The following is a 16,388-nucleotide window of genomic DNA, read 5'->3' as shown; positions in this document are numbered from 1 at the left end:
CAAAACTTTATTAGTGCCATTCCCTATTCTATCCTGCCCTTCAGGGCACTACCAATTCAGGGATGGCAAAAATTAAGGGACTGGATACAGGCAGAGGACGAAAATTTAATGCTACAAAGACAGCTTACACCTGCAGCGGTGTCCTGGCAGCAAGAGCAGCAGCGAATTCGTTTTCTCTGGCATAATAATCCTCGTCTTTCCCTGTTGCAGCAAAAGGATACAGCTTGGCTGAATCAGCTAGAGCGAACTTTTATGCAACGTAGCATTCGTCAACGTCGACTTAACAATTTGCGAAATGTAGGTATTTTAGCTATTGTAGGGCTGCTTTCAGTCGGAGGAATTGCCTTTTCGCGGAATTCTCAAATCAATCGCATGTTAGATTTGCAGGGATCTGCCGAAGAACGGCTCTTACGGAATCAAAATCTGGAGGCGCTCATTGAAAGTATCAAGGCAGCTAAAGCCTTAAAACAACCGCTGCTAAGAATGTTTCCCCCTACGGAGAATCGCCGAAATGAGGTGCAGGAAACGCTCCAGAATGCAGTGTATCAAATCCGTGAAAGAAATCGCCTCATCGCCGACCAGCCAATTGGAACAATTGCATTCAGCCCAAATGGTCAATTGATTGCAGTTGTTCAGAAAAGTCCAAGTCAAAATAGTGCGATCGTTCAGGAAAACTCAAACCAAAGCAATACAAACCAGAGCAGTACGGTCAGCTTTTGGGATCGCTCAGGCAAGCCACTGTCTAACTTCAACACTCCAGATGTAGGGGGTAGCATTATGGCAATTAGTTTTACTACCGACAGTGAACATATTATTGTAGAAGTCCTAGACCAAACATCTAATCAAACTGTTGCAAAACGGTGGAATTTAAGGGGAGATTTACAGATTCAGGAAGCCCAAGATATTTACAGTCTTGGCTTTAACCTTACTGAAAGAATGCTTCCTCCCGATCCGCTATATATTGCTTATAATTCCGACGCAACACTGTCGGCAACGGCAGAAATCAGTTCTGGTAATATTGCTGTTTATAGAATTAATTCGAGCAATGGCCAGCCTCAAGAGCAAATTGCCAGCATCAACGATACTCTCAGCTTTAACAGTAATTTATCGCTAACGATTCGTTTTAGCCCAGATAGTCAGCGTATTGTAGCTGCAAGCGGTGGAGACGAAAGGATCTATTTGTGGGATGTGCGCGGTAATCAACTTGCCCAGTTTAACTATCAAGGCGGTGTTCTAGATCTGAAGTTTAGCCCCGATGGTCAGCAGCTTGCGATAGTTGGACGAGATGGTGCGGTTCGGATTTGGCAGCATTTGGAAGGCAGTCAATATCAGGAATATAAAGGATATTCAGAACAGAACTGGATTCAAAGCATTCAGCTTAATTCTGAGAATGCGAGCCAAGTTGCTGTTGGTATGAATTCCGGTCGGGTGCAGATGTGGAACTTAAATACGCTCCAGGGCACGGAACTTCCAACCCCTGTTCCCAGTGTCGATGGACTGCGCTTCAGCCCGGACGGTCGGCTTCTCGCAGTCGGGACAGAGGCTGGTCAAACGTACCTATGGAACTTAGAAACTCAGCAAATTAGCCCAGCAATGCAGGGACCACAAGTGAGAAGCGGCACCTTGCAACGGGATTTACTGGGTAGTTCACTGTGGGGAGGAGCTTTTAGTCCAGACGGGCAACAGCTTATATTGGGGGGAGACGATACGATCATATACAATGCTTTGCAACCTGAGCAGCAGATTTTTCTGCCAAAGGATGGTTCCGATCAAGGTACTTTGAGTGCAGGCTGGCTCCATGCCTTTTCGTTTGATTCATCCTGGCAGCTCTTAGCAGCGGGGGGGCTTGACGAGCAGTTACGGTTATGGAACTGGAAAAATCTAGCAGAGTCAGGCAATGTGCAATCCTGGAGTCAGGTTCAGATTAGCCAGAATCAAAAGGTAATTCCAACCCGGATGCCCGTTCGGGATGTTGTTTTCAGTCCCCAAGGCAATCTGGTCGCTGTTGCTGGCATTGATGATGGTATGGCGATCGTACGGCTCCTAAATTTAGAAGGGCAACAACAGGCAGAACTGAGAGGACATGAGGGCATTATCAATGCGGTATTGTTTAGTCCAGATGGCAGCTGGCTGGCGACAGCTTCAGAGGATGGAACAGCACGACTGTGGAATTTGCACGGGCAACAGTTTGCTGTCTTTGAAGGGCATGATGAAGTGAAACATATTGCGTTTCGCAATAATGCAGAACTTGTCACAGCAGGAGTTAGCAATAGAACACCTGACGGAACAGTAACTTCGTGGCAGGTTAAGACCTGGAAAATTGAAAACCTGGAACAACTCCTGGAAAGGGGATGCACTTGGATACAGGGTTACCTGCAAAATAGCTCCGATTTGGAAAACAAGCTGGAGTTTAAGGACGATCGCACTCTTTGCCAAGGCATTTCATCCGCTTCATCGGCTCAGATTGACCCTGCTCAAATCTACTATCTGATCCCTGTTGAACTCTCTCAAGGCTCGATCGCCCAAAGGTTCAGCAAAGGTAATGAAGCATTAGGCTTTGGCGGCTTTGCGACCTCTAGCCGCACTAGAACGCTGAGATGAGCCAGCGGTTGGCTGAGTGGATGCTGCTTTAGAAGCTCGCCCTCGACGGGGCTTCTTCTCTGTCTCTGTTTCAGGTTGTGCTGTAGCAGGTGGGGATTGACGCTGTCCTTTCGTTGACTGAGCCACAGCTGAAGTCTCGGTAGAGCCGATCGCCTCTGGCTGTTCTCTCTCTAGCTCAGGCTCTGTCACTACTGCGATCGGCTCAGTGCTGGGTACTTTAGCACCTCGTTTTGCCCTAGTCTTAGTGGGTGCCTGTTTCTGTGTTGTCCGACTGCCATTGGCAAGCACATAGTTCCTCAAGGTAGAGGGGCTGATAGCAATCTCTTGTTGGGCTAAGAGAGCAGCCACATCTTCGTAGCTATAACCTTTGGCTAGAGTATCCTTGATTACTCCCTGAAGTTGAGCCACCGCATCCCGGAGGGAAATCTGGTCTTGAGACTTCTCTGGCAAGTCTTGTAGCAGAGACCCCACTTGATCCAATGCAGTCTTAGAAACATTTCCAGCTCTCGCCCGTTTAAGTGTTGCAGTTGCCATTGTTCAATCACCAGGAATCCATCACGATTTCCCTATTGTATTCCTAGGTTCGTCAAATAAGCCAATCAATTCAGTTATTTCTGTATCTTTAGTTACAGCCTAGTTTGATGACAAGTCGTAGTCGCGATCGATCTTATAGCTCTGATTAAACCTGATTAGACAGGGCAAGAGAGACTTAACAAAAGAGCTACATCTTGTAGATGCTAGCCAAGTACCACTATTGGGTAGAATGCTCCGCGATCGGGATGAATAGAAGGGAGCGTCCATCCCATTACAGCAGCACCTTCGATCTCTTATGGCTATCTTTAGCATTGACCTCCAGGGTAAAGTCTGGCCGACTTCAGAGCATTACTTTCAGGCTCAGAAGTTTGCAGATACTTTGCATGCCCAGAAGGTTATCGTGAGGGCAGTTGCGAGGAGCGATCGGTTATTGCGAAAGCACCCAGGAGGCGATTGGCGCGTGATCCAGCTAACCTGTCATTGGAGCGGACTTACCCAGGATACTCGTGCTAAGGCTTGAATCCATTGTTGCCGTTCAATTCTGCCGTTGGGCTGCTTTGGATTACGGGTTAGGGCCGTAGATTGAATGTTGTTTGTTGTTCAGAGTCTATCTACTGAGAGTTTAGTTGTGAGACGATATTTCTGGGTTGTCTACAGGGAGTCCATAATGAATTCTCGAAGGTTTATTACGCAAGGAGAGGGGTTGCCGCAGTGGTCTATGCCCATTAGTCATGCAGTTGTGGTAAATGACACCTGCTACATCAGTGGTCAAGTCTCAGTGGATGTTTCTGGACAATACGTGCCTGGTTCTGCACGCAAAGAAGCTGAACGCTCATTTGCAAACTTTTTTGCTGCGGTCAAGGCTGCTGGTTTCTCAAATGATGAAGTAGTTTTTGTCGATATTGCTTTTATTGACCTTGCTGATGTTGGTGAGGTAAACGAATTATTTGCCGACTTGTTTCCAGAGGGTAAGCGACCTGCTCGAACAATTTACCAAGCCGCAGCACTGCCTTTTGGCAGCAAAATTAAAGTGATGGGTGTGGCTGTAAAAGATGACTCACCTGAATAGAACTAAAATGAAACCAGCTCAACGTGAGTAGCCGCAGCTCAACACGGAGTTGGAGCGGCAAACGAAATTTTCTAGCTTCGTTTCAGTTCAGTATGTCATTGCTTAACTGGTCGTTAGGCATATTTGTTAATAAAACCTGATTAAAAATTATGCAAATTCATGATCATGCGAAACAAGGAAATATTGCAGGAGTAGCACACCAAGTTGCCAGTGGTGTTGATATTAATTGTGCAGAGAAATACTTCTTGAGAACTCCACTAATGTGTGCAGTAGCTAGTGCAGATGCAGGAATCGATATGCTTCAATTCCTTGTAGAGAATGATGCCGATATTAATGCGGTTGGGGGAGAGGATCAAGATACTGCCCTTGGCTTAGCGGTGAAATCAGGGAATTTGGATAAGATTCGATTCCTTCTGGATGTTGGAGCCGATATTCATTACCAACTGCCGCATGGCTACGACGTACTCATTAGTGCAACGTGTGGTCCAGATATCTCATTAATACCAATCTTGAATTTGCTTATTGAAAGAGGTGCCAAAGTCACTGGTGTCAGTAGCTATGCAGAGTCTGCGCTTAGGATAGCCTCAAGGGTAGGGCGGTTTGATGCTGTCAAAGTATTACTAACGGCAGGTGCCGATGTAACCCAGCTAGAATGGACCGAACTAATGCACGCGATCGCTTTCGGGCATTTAGAAGAGGTCAAAGTATTACTTGATGAGGGAGCAGATCTTTCGGCGCGTGATTGGTGGGAGAGAACGCCTTGGCTTCTGAGCCTCCAAGTGGGCGAATTGAAAAAGGCAAAATTACTTTTATTATCAGGGGCAAACCGAGAGGACGTTGGGCGTTGTGGAAAGACGCCATTAATGTATGCCATAGAGAACGGCAGGATTGAATTTCTAGAATGGTTGATTGAAGAAGGATTTGATATTGAAGCCACTGATGAGTTTGGTAATACTCCTTTGATGGTAGCGGCAGAATGTGGGGCTACTGATTGTGTTCGCATCCTGATAGAAAATAATGCCAATCCAGCTAGAGTCAAGCATTGCGATAATAAAGCTATTCACCGTGCTGGCAATCTTGAGATTGTACGAATATTAGTTGCTGCAGGTGAAGATTTAAGTGACATCAATGACGGGGTACGAGCACTCCTAACAGGAGTGGGCAATCAGGAGCTGCAAGTGTCGCGAGAGCAATACTTAGCAGGACGATATCGACAATTTGGTAAAGCTAATCCAGAAGTCATGGAAATCGATTTTTGGCGAGCAATGGTTCGTTGCGGTCATTCTGCATATAAAGCTCGAGACACCTTCGCTGATAACGATAATTTAGATGAACCAGTATGGTGCTATCAACGGTTCGGCAGAACAATTACAGAGTTATTAGATGGCAGAATCGTTGAGATCGCTGGCGAACATGAAGACTACTATGACCCCGACTTTTGTATCTACAACGATGTTGTAGTTTATCAAGGTAACGGTACTTTTAAGATTTTGGGTTATCCTAAGAATGTATTTTCTCCAACTGATTTCCATACCGCGACACTAGTTGGAAACTACATATACATCATTGGCAATGCAGGCTACCAGCATGAGAGAATCTATGATGAAACGCCAGTTTATCGACTCCACTGCGATACATTCAACATAGAAAAAATTGAAACCACAGGAGATAAACCTGGATGGATTAGTCGTCACAAAGCCTACTACAAAGAACCAGCTAAGATACGTGTCGCTGGCGGTAAAGTCTCTGTCATGACGAACGAAAAAGTGGAATACATTGAAAACTTAGTGGATTATATCTTAGACTTAACAAATTTAAGCTGGAGTCGCATTGATGCCTAACTAATGCTTGCACCGGGCGGATTTGTAGTCGCTTGATTTCGTTTCAAATTTCTTGCCGCAGACAACCTAGCCGTTAGCCCGCTCGATTGTCTGCGGGGAGAGGGCAGCAAACTTATCGGTTAGTGTTCAAAGTCCAGCTATTACCAGGATATTTAAGGGCGATCGCAAAATTCTCAAGAGTACCCTTAAGGGGAATTCAAAAGTTGGGTTACATCCAATAATCTCAAACGTGTGAACCCGCTACTTGCTGAAAAGGTGAAAGCGCCCTCATGTTACAGGCTCCTGAAGTATTTACAACGGAAAGGCTTGTTTTACGCCGCCCTCGCCTCTCAGATGCAGAGGCAATCTTTGAATACGCCAGCGATTCAACAGTCATTCACTACATGGATTATGGTTCTCGTACTGATGTCAGCGAGGTTGTAAAATCCCTTGAGAGCCGTCCGGCAGAATGGGAATCAGGTAGTTTCTCCTGGGTACTTACAGTCAAGCCCGATGATCGACCCATTGGTACGATCGGTTGTTGGTTAGAAGATCATGCGGCTGGTTTTGGTTATCTGCTCAATCAGAAATATTGGGGACAAGGTTATGCAACAGAGTCCGCTCGTGCTGTAGTGGAATGGGCAATTAGCTTGCCAGAAATTTATCGGGTTTGGGCAACTTGCGATACGGAGAACCTTGCTTCAGTTAAGGTTCTAGAGAAGAGTGGTTTAGTGTGTGAAGGGAGGTTGCGTTATTATCTGATCCGCCCTAACATTTCAGCAATTCCTAGAGATGCGTTTATGTATGCCAGGGTGCGTGGCGCGAGCTAACCCTTCATGGCAGCGGACGGTCGAAAGCCCCTGGTGCTGAGTTTGAGGTTACTTGCTGCCGCTACATTTCGCCGTTAGCTGTCTTTGTTTCGGTCGTTGGGACGTAATTCTGAGATAGTTGTTGGGAGTTCGATGAATGATTCAAGCAGTCCTTTTCGATTTAGATGGAACGCTGCTCGATCGCGATACATCCATTAAACAGTTCGTTGCAGCCCAATATGACAGACTCATCACTCACTTGAGCTACATTCCTAAAGCCGCTTACACTAGCAGATTTATCGAATTGGACTGTCGCGGTCATGTTTGGAAGGATAAGGTTTATCAAGAGCTAGTTGCGGAGTTTGAGATTAAAGAGTTGAGTTGGCAGACATTGCTTCAAGACTATGAGACACAGTTTCAGGGGCATTGTGTCCCTTTCCCTTTTCTCGTTGAGGTGTTAAGTGGGTTGAAACAGCAGGGCCACTTGTTGGGTATCGTGAGTAATGGTTTAGGAACATTTCAATCTCGTGCTATTGAGGGATTAGGGATTCAAGACTACTTTGAAGCAATCTTGATTTCTGAAATCGAGCAAGTGAGAAAGCCACAAGTAGAAATTTTTCATCGAGCCGTGAAGCGATTGGGAGTGACAGCCAAAAACACTGTGTTTATTGGAGATCACCCAGAAGCAGATATCACGGGTGCTAAGAACGCAGAGATGAAGGCAATTTGGAAACGCAGTTTGTACTGGCAAGATGCAAAAGAGGCAGATGCAATCATTGATGAACTCAATGAAATTCCTTTGATTCTTAGGCAATTTGAGAGTAGTTGCCAGACAGCTAGCATAGTCCATGAACCCGACCGTTGAGAGGCTGCTGGTTAAGTTCGAGAGGTTACTGGCGGCGGGTTATGGGCATCGTTCGACTGCTCAAACTACATGTAGCTTAAAAATGACAACTCGAATTCACTGAGTGAGATCGCAACAAGGAATGTAGTGAAATGTTATTTAAGTATGAAGTGTGGATTAGGAAACTTGCTGTTTTTTCAGCTACGCTATTGCTCATATTAATTATTTGCCAGCCAGTGAATAGTCAAATACCTGCCGCTCCTACCCCTGTACCAATTGCATCACCACCTTCTATGCTGATTGTGCAGATCGATTCTAATGAGCAGATATATATCGACGGACAGCTTGTTGCACCTAATATTCCGCATATTCCTCACCCCTTGGATGATCAACTATCTCGTGTGGTAATCGACTTTGATCGTTCCAATCGGTGTGGATTAGTAGTGCTTAGTGCTTCCACTACAACAAAATATGCCTCAGTTGTGGAAATGATAGACATTTTAAGGGCTTTAGGAGTTAATCGCATAGCGTTAGGGTTCCCGCTTAACTCTCAAGATGGTGTCCTTACCCTTGTATCCGTAATTTTTGAAATCAATCAACTATCACCACCTACAGTTGGTTCTCTTTATCCGTCTTCATTTCCAAACTGCTCTCGACAGCCGTTTGAGATCCCTGACGATTCTTCACTTCCTTCACTTCCTCCTCTTCATATTCCTGAGATCCCTTCCCTTCCGCCTCTACCAAATATCATTTCTCCAAGTAGATAAAGCATAGGCAAACAACGCCCATGCACACCGACTGCCGAAAAGTGATCGGTGTGATGCAAAGATTATTTACAGCGGGTGATGGGCATCGTTAGCCTGCTGGGTTATCGGTGGGGTGGTGATTTAAAGCTTTCTGGTGAGACGATCGCACAAAGAGCAGATTGCTTAGATTTGCACAAAATATGGTTCAAGCTGTCTCTTTTTGCCATTGGCTGAGACCCTCAAACCCAATCGTTGAGTAGTTGCGTCCCGCGCAACTACTCTAATCACTCATCTAAGCAACAAGATACTAGAGGCACAATCCCAGGAGATTGAGGAGGGTGAGGTCGATCGGATTTACGCTGCCATTGAGGAGAGGAGTTGTGACCCGGAGCGCGATCGCGCTGAAAGGATCACAAGTTTTTGTAGATAGAGAGGAACGTGAAGCTTAGAGAGACTTTCGCTCTCGATTCCATGTCATGACCGAATAGCGGTACACTTAGTGCTTAGATACACTTTTGAGAAATCAAGATTTTATTTGACACCGTGTCCTGAATTTTATTGATAGTGCTGCGCAACGCTATTGAGTGCGAAGGCTTTGGTTGTGGTTCTTAGAGCTTCTACCACCGTACTTAGTTAACACGGGCGGCATTCTATAAAACAGGCAATAAAGGACACCTGATGAACATGGGTTGGGTACCGTATCAACCTATCAGGCAGATTCGTTCCAATGGAAACAGTGACGGATGTCCAGGTGTCTATCAACCCTCAAAAAGGTTAGGCGTATCTTTATGTCAATTGCTGTTGGAATGATTGAAACTCTGGGTTTCCCGGCGGTTGTCGAAGCGGCGGACGCCATGGTGAAAGCAGCTCAGGTTACCTTAGTCGGCTACGAAAAAATCGGCAGTGGTCGAGCTACCGTCATCGTCCGGGGCAATGTTTCCGAAGTTCAGGCCTCGATCGCTGCGGGCATTGAGTCGATCAAGCGGGTTAGTGGCGGCTCTGTGCTGTCAACTCACATCATTGCGCGCCCCAATGAGAATCTGGAGTATGTGCTGCCCATTCGCTACACCGAAGCAGTCACGCAGTTTAGAGCTGTGATGTAAAATGTCGCAAATGAGGTTGCTAGGGGCAAAGCTATACCCGACCTTCCGCCTCAACAAGTAACTTTGCAATGGTATATCCTACAGTTAGCCTAAGCGACCTAACGATCGCGATCGGCGACGTGCTGAATGAGCGTCCGTCTGCAGCGCGAGATTAGATTGGCTGTCACCACATCGTTGCCCAAGCAGGAGCGACTAATTTCCGCCTTGAATCAGCGTTGAAGTCTTTGAGCAACGTTTCGGTGACATTGCGACGGGCTATCAGAATACATCTATCTCGATCCACTATTCTGTGTCTGCCGTGATCCGTTCCAACCTACGTGCCGTACGAACATTTCGAACGTGTAGCTGGCAAAGGCGCATCAAACTAAGGCTGATGGTCGAATTAGTTAAACCTCAGAGTGCTCGATCAGCACTTTCACCTTGCCCAATTCCATAGGCAAGGCATTCGCTATGCTGAAGAATTCAAGAGACTCAATTTAGCGGCTCTGAAAAAAGATCAGTTTGAGTTAATGGCATCATAAGATTGATGGCTCACTATCTACTGACATCATCTTCGGTTCCAACTCTCGATTTAGAGCGATCGCCTGTGCATTTGCGAAAGAGCAACTCCTACCTCAATCGAGCATTGTCACTGGATATTGCGATCGCCAGCGGTTTCTTATCGCTGTTCCATACCATGCGGTCTTCTCCCGATCGCTTGACAACGAAAAGGAGTTGAACGTTGACCCAACTAAACCGGCATCCTGACGCCGTTCAAACTACCGCTAATGGCGGTACTCAGCTCAACTTATCCAACGAAACTCCCTAAAAAGAATCAGACTTATGGTCAGTAACCCTCTCACGAACACACCACAATCCACTCCTGGACAATGCCCCTTCCGTGGAACCCGCGTTGGCGGTGCCCTTGGCTCCAAACCGCAAGCCGATGACTGGTGGCCTAACCGACTTCAGGTCGAGCTGCTTCACCAAGATCCGCCTCAAGCTAACCCGCTACGGGATTTCGATTACCAAAAAGCGTTTCAGGCGATCGACTTCGAGCAGTTGAAGAGCGACATCAAGGCGTTACTGACGGATTCGAAGGACTGGTGGCCAGCCGACTACGGCAACTATGGACCTCAGATGATCCGCATGGCGTGGCACGCTGCAGGCACCTACCGGATTGCCGACGGCCGTGGCGGAGCGAGCCGAGGCATGCAGCGCTTTGCCCCGATCAACTCCTGGTGGGACAACGGGAATACCGATAAATCACGGCGGTTACTTTGGCCAATCAAACAAAAGTATGGCGCTTCGCTGAGCTGGGCTGATCTGATGATCCTGACGGGCAACTGCGCGTTGGAGATTATGGGACTAAAGACCTTCGGCTATGGCGGCGGTCGTCTTGATGCTTGGGAAGCAGACCGCGCCACCTACTGGGGGCCTGAATTCTGGAACGGTCAACCGTTCGGAGAAAATGGCAAGCATGGCAAGCAGCAACCTGGTCATCCGGATGAGATGGTCACTCGCGATCTTCGGTGGGTCGGCAAGCCGGACGAGGAATACTACGACCTCGAGAACCCGCTGGCGGCCTCGCACCAAGCGCTCATTTACGTTAATCCCGAGGGTCCGAACGGTGAAGGTGACCCTGTTGGCTCCGCCCGTGATATCCGTGAGACCTTTGCCCGGATGGCTATGAATGACGAGGAGACTGTCGCGCTCATCGCAGGCGGTCATGCTTTCGGCAAAAGTCATGGCATGGTTGCTCCGGATAAGATCGGTCCGGCACCGGAAGCTGCGCCAATTCAGGCAATGGGCATGGGATGGCAGAATCCTGAAGGGACCGGGTTTGCTGAATATACGATGACGAACGGGATCGAAGGATCGTGGACGCCAAACCCGACCCAGTGGGACAACAGCTATCTAGAAAATCTTTTTAAGCACGAGTGGGAGCAGACCAAGAGCCCAGTCGGTGCCATTCAGTGGCAGCCGAGCACTCCCGATGCGCCGAAGACGCCAGACGCTCATAAACCCGGTGTTGAGCACAATCTCATGATGATGACCTCAGACATTGCGTTAAAGGTTGATCCGGCTTATCGTGAAATCTGTCAGCGCTATCTCAATGACTTTGAGCACTTCAGCGATGCGTTCTCGCGCGCCTGGTACAAGCTAACCCATCGGGATTTAGGGCCGAAAACGCGCTATCTGGGTCCGGAAGTTGCGGAGGAAGATCTGCCCTGGCAAGATCCGATTCCGGCGCTTGACCACGACGTCGTCGCCGCCGCCGATATCAGTGCTCTCAAGACCAAGATTTTAGCAAGTGGGCTCTCCGTCTCGGCGCTCGTATCTGCTGCCTGGGCATCGGCGTCAACCCATCGCGGCTCTGACAAGCGCGGCGGCGCAAACGGCGCTCGTATTCGCCTAGATCCGCAAAAGGACTTCGAGATCAACCGCCCACAGGAGCTTAACCAAGTTCTATCGACCCTTGAGCAAATTCAATCAGAATTCAACGGTGCTCAGTCGGGTAATAAGAAGCTTTCGATGGCGGATCTCATTGTCCTCGGTGGTTGCGTTGCGGTTGAGAAAGCAGCGCAGGATGCTGGGGTCAACGTTAGTGTTCCCTTTACCCCAGGGCGGATGGATACGACTCAGGAGCTGACCGATGTCGAAACCTTTGAATGGCTGAAGCCTGTCTCGGACGGTTTCCGTAACTACCACAATGATGCTGTTGGCTATAAGGTAAAGCCGGAGCGTATATTCCTCGATCGCGCCCAGTTGCTCACCCTGACCGCACCTGAGTGGACGGTTCTTGTTGGTGGGCTTCGTGCCCTTGACCAGAATTGGGACTACTCAAAGCACGGCATCTTTACCGACCGACCCGGTGTCTTGACCAACGACTTCTTCCGTGTCCTGACCAGCATGGACTACGAGTGGAAGCCATCTGATGCAAACGAAATGACCTTCAGCATTGACGATCGCCAAACGGGCGAAACGAAGTTCACGGCGAGCCGCTGCGATCTCATCTTCGGTTCAAATGCGGAGCTGCGTCAGGTTGCCGAGGTCTACGGTGCTAATGACGGTCATGAGCGGATGGTTAATGATTTCGTCGCAGCTTGGGACAAGGTGATGATGCTCGATCGCTTCGACGTTCGCTAGTCTGAGCAAGAACCTTTAGGTTTCTAAGCATAGCCTTGGCTGAGATCAGATGTTTAGCCAAGGCTATGCAGCCCCGCAGGCGTAGGTGAGCAGATTATTTGGCGCAATTAGCAAATGAGTAGCGCAATCCCTATAGTCCCTACCTTGCATCAATCTTACTAACATCTTGACCTACACCACCTGTCAATGGTTTCTACTGCCTAATTACCTCAAAGCTAATTAGGGCAAAGATTATAGATGTTCATTTACTGCGCCACTCATTTGCTATTCGTGCCATTATTCCTGCTCACTCACAGCAGCTATGGAGAACGGTAAAGTATAAAGAGGTGTATATTAAGAATTACGAGAGTGTATCCAACGCAGTTAAGAGTTTGGCATTGTACTTTCACTTTTACAATCATCAGCGATTACACAGTTGTTGAGTTATCAGACCCCTGCAAAGATACACTTCAACAGCTAAGTCTAGAGCTTGTATAAATTCTTGCAAGGAAAAACATTTGAATCTGATGAGAGATTTCACCTTAAACTTCTACTAAAGCTGTCTAGACAGAGGGATGCACTTTATTGAGATACATGTAAAATAGTGCCACCACTGTAAGTGACTGAATTATAAGTGGGCTGAATTTAACCTGCGCTGATGCTTAGCCATGGTTTACAGAGATTTGCAATTTTTTGTGCTGATGATTGTCTCTTTCCTATGTGTCATGAGCTGCCAAGTTCGTATGCCACAGATTGATTGGACTATCAGCCCACTTGGACAAAGCGATCGTCCCATTACCCTTAAACTAGGTGGATGGGGATCGAGTCCATCTGAGCAGCGCTTATTCCAGACTGTTCTGACCACCTTTGAAGCCACTCACCCCCATATTCGGGTCAAGTTTGAAACCGTTGCCGATCAATACATGGATGTGCTCAAAACCCGATTGATTGGGGATGCTGCACCCGATGTCTTTTTCCTCGACAGCTTTGAAGCTCCTTCTTTGATGGCTAATCAGGTGTTGGAACCACTCAACGCCTACCTCACGCCAGACTTTGACTTAGCAGATTTTGAGACAACGCTGCTGGCTGCTTTCCAGCAAGACAGCATCCTCTACGGATTACCCAAAGACTGTTCTTCGCTGGCGCTGTTTTACAACAAGCAAGCATTTGCTGAAGCTGGCATTGCTCAGCCACCCGCTACTTGGGATGAGCTGCTGGCAGATGCCCAACGCTTGACGCGCGATCGCGATCAAAACGGCAAAATTGACCAGTATGGTTTGGGCATATTGCCCGATTTGGCTCGCCTCGTCTACCTGATGCGGGCTTTTGGAGGAGCTGCGATCGACCCGCAGGGCAAGGCGACATTTGCTTCAGAAGCTGCCCTGAAAGGCTTGAACCTGATTGTGCAGCCCTATCAAGATCGCATCGCTGCGCGTCCGCCAGACGTTGGCACAAGCTCTGGAACAGAAATGTTTGGTCAGGGCAAAGCAGCTATGGTAATTGAAGGCAACTGGGCAATTCCATTCCTACAAGAGACGTTTCCCGCTCTGCCATTTGCCACGGCTGAAGTGCCTCGTATCCAAGACCAATCTGGCACTATGGTCTATACCGTTGGCTATGTGATGAACCGCCGATCGCAGCACAAACCGGAAGCTTGGGAGTTGATCCGCTATTTGACGGGTAAAACAGGCATGGCGCTTTGGGCTAAAGGCGGCAGTGCATTACCTAGCCGTCATTCAGTGGCACAGCAACTGCACTATGACCGCGATCCGCTGCGATCGGCCCTAGTGGCAGGTATTCAGTATGCAACTCCCTGGCAGCTTGGACAGTATCCTACAGCCATTATGAACAGCTTTAACAATCAATTTATCAGCGCTATTTTAGGAGAACAACCGCTGAGACAGGCGTTGCAACGGGCAGAAGACAGCGCGAATCAGCAAATTCAGGCAGCAGAGCAATAAGAAACGATTGGAGAAAACAACCATGCTCAAGCGCAGACGGCGATCGCACTTGACAACACCGGGAATCAGAACTGAGGGAGCCGGTTATCTGCTGATGGCTCCTGCGATCTTGGGGCTAGGATTTTTTACGATTGCTCCGATTCTATTTGCCATATTTTTATCCTTTCAAAAAGTGAAGCTGTTGGGTGGAATTGAGTATGAGTTTGTTGGGTTGCGCAATTTTGCTCGCTTGGCGGCAGACGATCGCCTCTGGATTGCCTTGAAAAATACAGCAGAGTATGTCGCGATCGTGGTTCCGGCCCAAACCGTCTTAGCCTTGGCTTTGGCTGCAACCTTAAATGCTGGAATCAAAGGTCAAAATATCTGGCGAATCCTGTTCTTTCTGCCCACCATTACATCATCAGCAGTGCTGACGCTGATCTTTATGTGGATTTATAACGCAGATGGCTTACTCAATCAGGCTCTAGCTTTGGTCGGGCTGCCCACCTACAACTGGTTGAGTGATCCTAATGTCGCCCTCAAAGGCATCATGATCATGAACATCTGGTCAACAGCCCCATTTTTTATGGTGATCTATCTGGCAGCCCTACAAGATATTCCGCGATCGCTCTACGAATCAGCAGAAATAGATGGAGCTAATAGCTGGCAGCAATTTCGCTATATTACATTGCCGCAGTTACGCCCCGTCACATTCTTTGTGGTAGCAATGGGTGTGATTGGTACATTTCAATTGTTTGATCAGTCCTATATCTTTTCCGGAGGTTCAGGTGGACCCAACAACGCCACCCTTACCGTTGTTTTATTAATTTATCAGTCTGTCTTCCGCGATCTCCAGTTAGGGTATGCAGCGGCGATCGCTTTCTTGTTAGCCATTGTCATTATTACTGTTACCTTAATTCAACAGCACATCTTTGGTCAAGAATCCACTTAAATTTAAATTTTATTTCCGTCTTATGAAATTCTCAATTCATCCCTTTAACTTTCGCTGGGTTCTCTATGTTTTGTTAGGAGTTTACGCGATCGTGACGCTGATCCCTTTTCTCTGGGCTTTATCCGCGTCCTTTAAACCGCTATCAGAAATTATTGCAGGCGACTTCTTTCCCCATCACTTTACGTTAGACAACTATCGCCAAATCTTTTTAGAACAGCCTCTATTTCTGCGATGGCTATTCAACAGTGTATTCATTGCCGTCTGCGTCACGGTGCTCAATCTTCTGTTTAATTCTATGGCGGGCTATGCTCTGGCAAGATTACAGTTTCGGGGTAAGCAGTTCTGGTTTCTGGTCATCCTGGCGGTTCTAGCCGTTCCGGCGCAGGTGACGCTAATTCCAACTTTTTTAATTCTCAAGTCATTCGGCTGGCTTAATTCCTATCAAGGTATGGTCATTCCGGGTATGATTAACGCTACCTTTATCTTTATGATGCGACAATTTTTTATTAATTTTCCGCGATCGCTAGAAGAAGCCGCCGCATTGGATGGACTCAACACCTTACAGATCTTTTGGTACATTGTTTTACCGCTGGCAAAACCCGCGATCGCAGCGCAAGCAGTCTTCATATTTATGGGAAGTTGGAACAACTTCTTGTTACCTGTAGTGATTCTATTTGAACCCGAAATGTTTACCTTGCCCTTAGGGCTCAATACCTTTAAGGGTCAATATATTAGCTATTGGAATTACATCATGGCAGCTTCCATGATGTTTACGCTACCTATGTTCGGCCTATATATCTTTTTCAACCGCTACTTTATTCAAAGTGTTACCTTTACAGGAGGTAAGGGGTAGGGCATTGCT

14 protein-coding genes are annotated in these 16,388 nt (G+C 47.5%); 13 read left to right on the top strand and 1 reads right to left on the bottom strand.

The genetic code is table 11. The features are described 5' to 3' along the window. Positions 1–2,601 (top strand): WD40 repeat domain-containing protein (locus AC5JMP_RS16005; protein ID WP_495852481.1); only part of this gene is annotated, 2,601 nt, incomplete at its 5' end. Here AC5JMP_RS16005 and AC5JMP_RS16000 read toward each other — a convergent pair. Further along, entirely contained in the window at positions 2,551–3,135 is a 585-nt protein-coding gene (locus AC5JMP_RS16000; RefSeq protein ID WP_495852480.1) for a hypothetical protein, read from the bottom strand. The genes AC5JMP_RS16005 and AC5JMP_RS16000 overlap by 51 nt on opposite strands. A 295-nt stretch (positions 3,136–3,430) precedes the next feature. Between AC5JMP_RS16000 and AC5JMP_RS15995 the strand changes: the two genes are divergently transcribed. From AC5JMP_RS15995 to AC5JMP_RS15940, 12 genes are all read left to right on the top strand, one after another. Continuing rightward, on the top strand, positions 3,431–3,655 hold the full coding sequence (locus AC5JMP_RS15995; protein ID WP_495852479.1) for a hypothetical protein: 225 nt from the start codon (positions 3,431–3,433) through the stop codon (positions 3,653–3,655). A 147-nt stretch (positions 3,656–3,802) separates the two neighbouring features. Beyond that, positions 3,803–4,204, top strand: coding sequence for a RidA family protein (locus AC5JMP_RS15990; RefSeq protein WP_495852478.1), 402 nt, complete (start codon positions 3,803–3,805; stop codon positions 4,202–4,204). A 149-nt stretch (positions 4,205–4,353) separates the two neighbouring features. Beyond that, positions 4,354–6,045, top strand: coding sequence for an ankyrin repeat domain-containing protein (locus AC5JMP_RS15985; protein ID WP_495852477.1), 1,692 nt, complete (start codon positions 4,354–4,356; stop codon positions 6,043–6,045). Between the two features lie 269 nt (positions 6,046–6,314). Beyond that, positions 6,315–6,854, top strand: coding sequence for a GNAT family N-acetyltransferase (locus AC5JMP_RS15980; protein ID WP_495852476.1), 540 nt, complete (start codon positions 6,315–6,317; stop codon positions 6,852–6,854). A 136-nt stretch (positions 6,855–6,990) separates the two neighbouring features. Then, positions 6,991–7,698 carry an HAD family hydrolase gene (locus tag AC5JMP_RS15975; protein WP_495852475.1) on the top strand — a complete coding sequence of 236 codons (708 nt, stop codon included), beginning with the start codon at positions 6,991–6,993 and terminating at the stop codon, positions 7,696–7,698. Between the two features lie 131 nt (positions 7,699–7,829). Beyond that, positions 7,830–8,444 carry an ExbD/TolR family protein gene (locus AC5JMP_RS15970; protein ID WP_495852474.1) on the top strand — a complete coding sequence of 205 codons (615 nt, stop codon included), beginning with the start codon at positions 7,830–7,832 and terminating at the stop codon, positions 8,442–8,444. A 767-nt stretch (positions 8,445–9,211) separates the two neighbouring features. Then, positions 9,212–9,526 carry a carbon dioxide-concentrating mechanism protein CcmK gene (locus tag AC5JMP_RS15965; protein WP_495852473.1) on the top strand — a complete coding sequence of 105 codons (315 nt, stop codon included), beginning with the start codon at positions 9,212–9,214 and terminating at the stop codon, positions 9,524–9,526. Positions 9,527–10,052: 526 nt separating this feature from the next. Next, a complete protein-coding gene (locus AC5JMP_RS15960) occupies positions 10,053–10,244 on the top strand; it encodes a hypothetical protein (protein ID WP_495852472.1) in 192 nt (63 codons plus the stop codon). 104 nt (positions 10,245–10,348) lie between these two features. After that, on the top strand, positions 10,349–12,655 hold the full coding sequence (katG, locus tag AC5JMP_RS15955; protein ID WP_495852471.1) for a catalase/peroxidase HPI: 2,307 nt from the start codon (positions 10,349–10,351) through the stop codon (positions 12,653–12,655). Between the two features lie 722 nt (positions 12,656–13,377). After that, complete coding sequence (locus AC5JMP_RS15950) at positions 13,378–14,595, top strand: ABC transporter substrate-binding protein (protein ID WP_495852470.1); 1,218 nt, start codon at positions 13,378–13,380, stop codon at positions 14,593–14,595. A gap of 22 nt (positions 14,596–14,617) precedes the next feature. After that, the gene (locus tag AC5JMP_RS15945) at positions 14,618–15,526 is read left to right on the top strand and encodes a carbohydrate ABC transporter permease (protein WP_495852469.1); all 909 of its coding nucleotides are present in this window, start codon (positions 14,618–14,620) and stop codon (positions 15,524–15,526) included. Positions 15,527–15,548: 22 nt separating this feature from the next. Further along, positions 15,549–16,379 (top strand): carbohydrate ABC transporter permease, encoded by an 831-nt coding sequence (locus AC5JMP_RS15940; RefSeq protein ID WP_495852468.1) that lies wholly within the window; start codon positions 15,549–15,551, stop codon positions 16,377–16,379. Positions 16,380–16,388 lie beyond the last annotated feature (9 nt).

Source organism: Drouetiella sp. (genome assembly GCF_059504425.1).
This window is presented reverse-complemented; position numbering and strand designations above follow the sequence as displayed.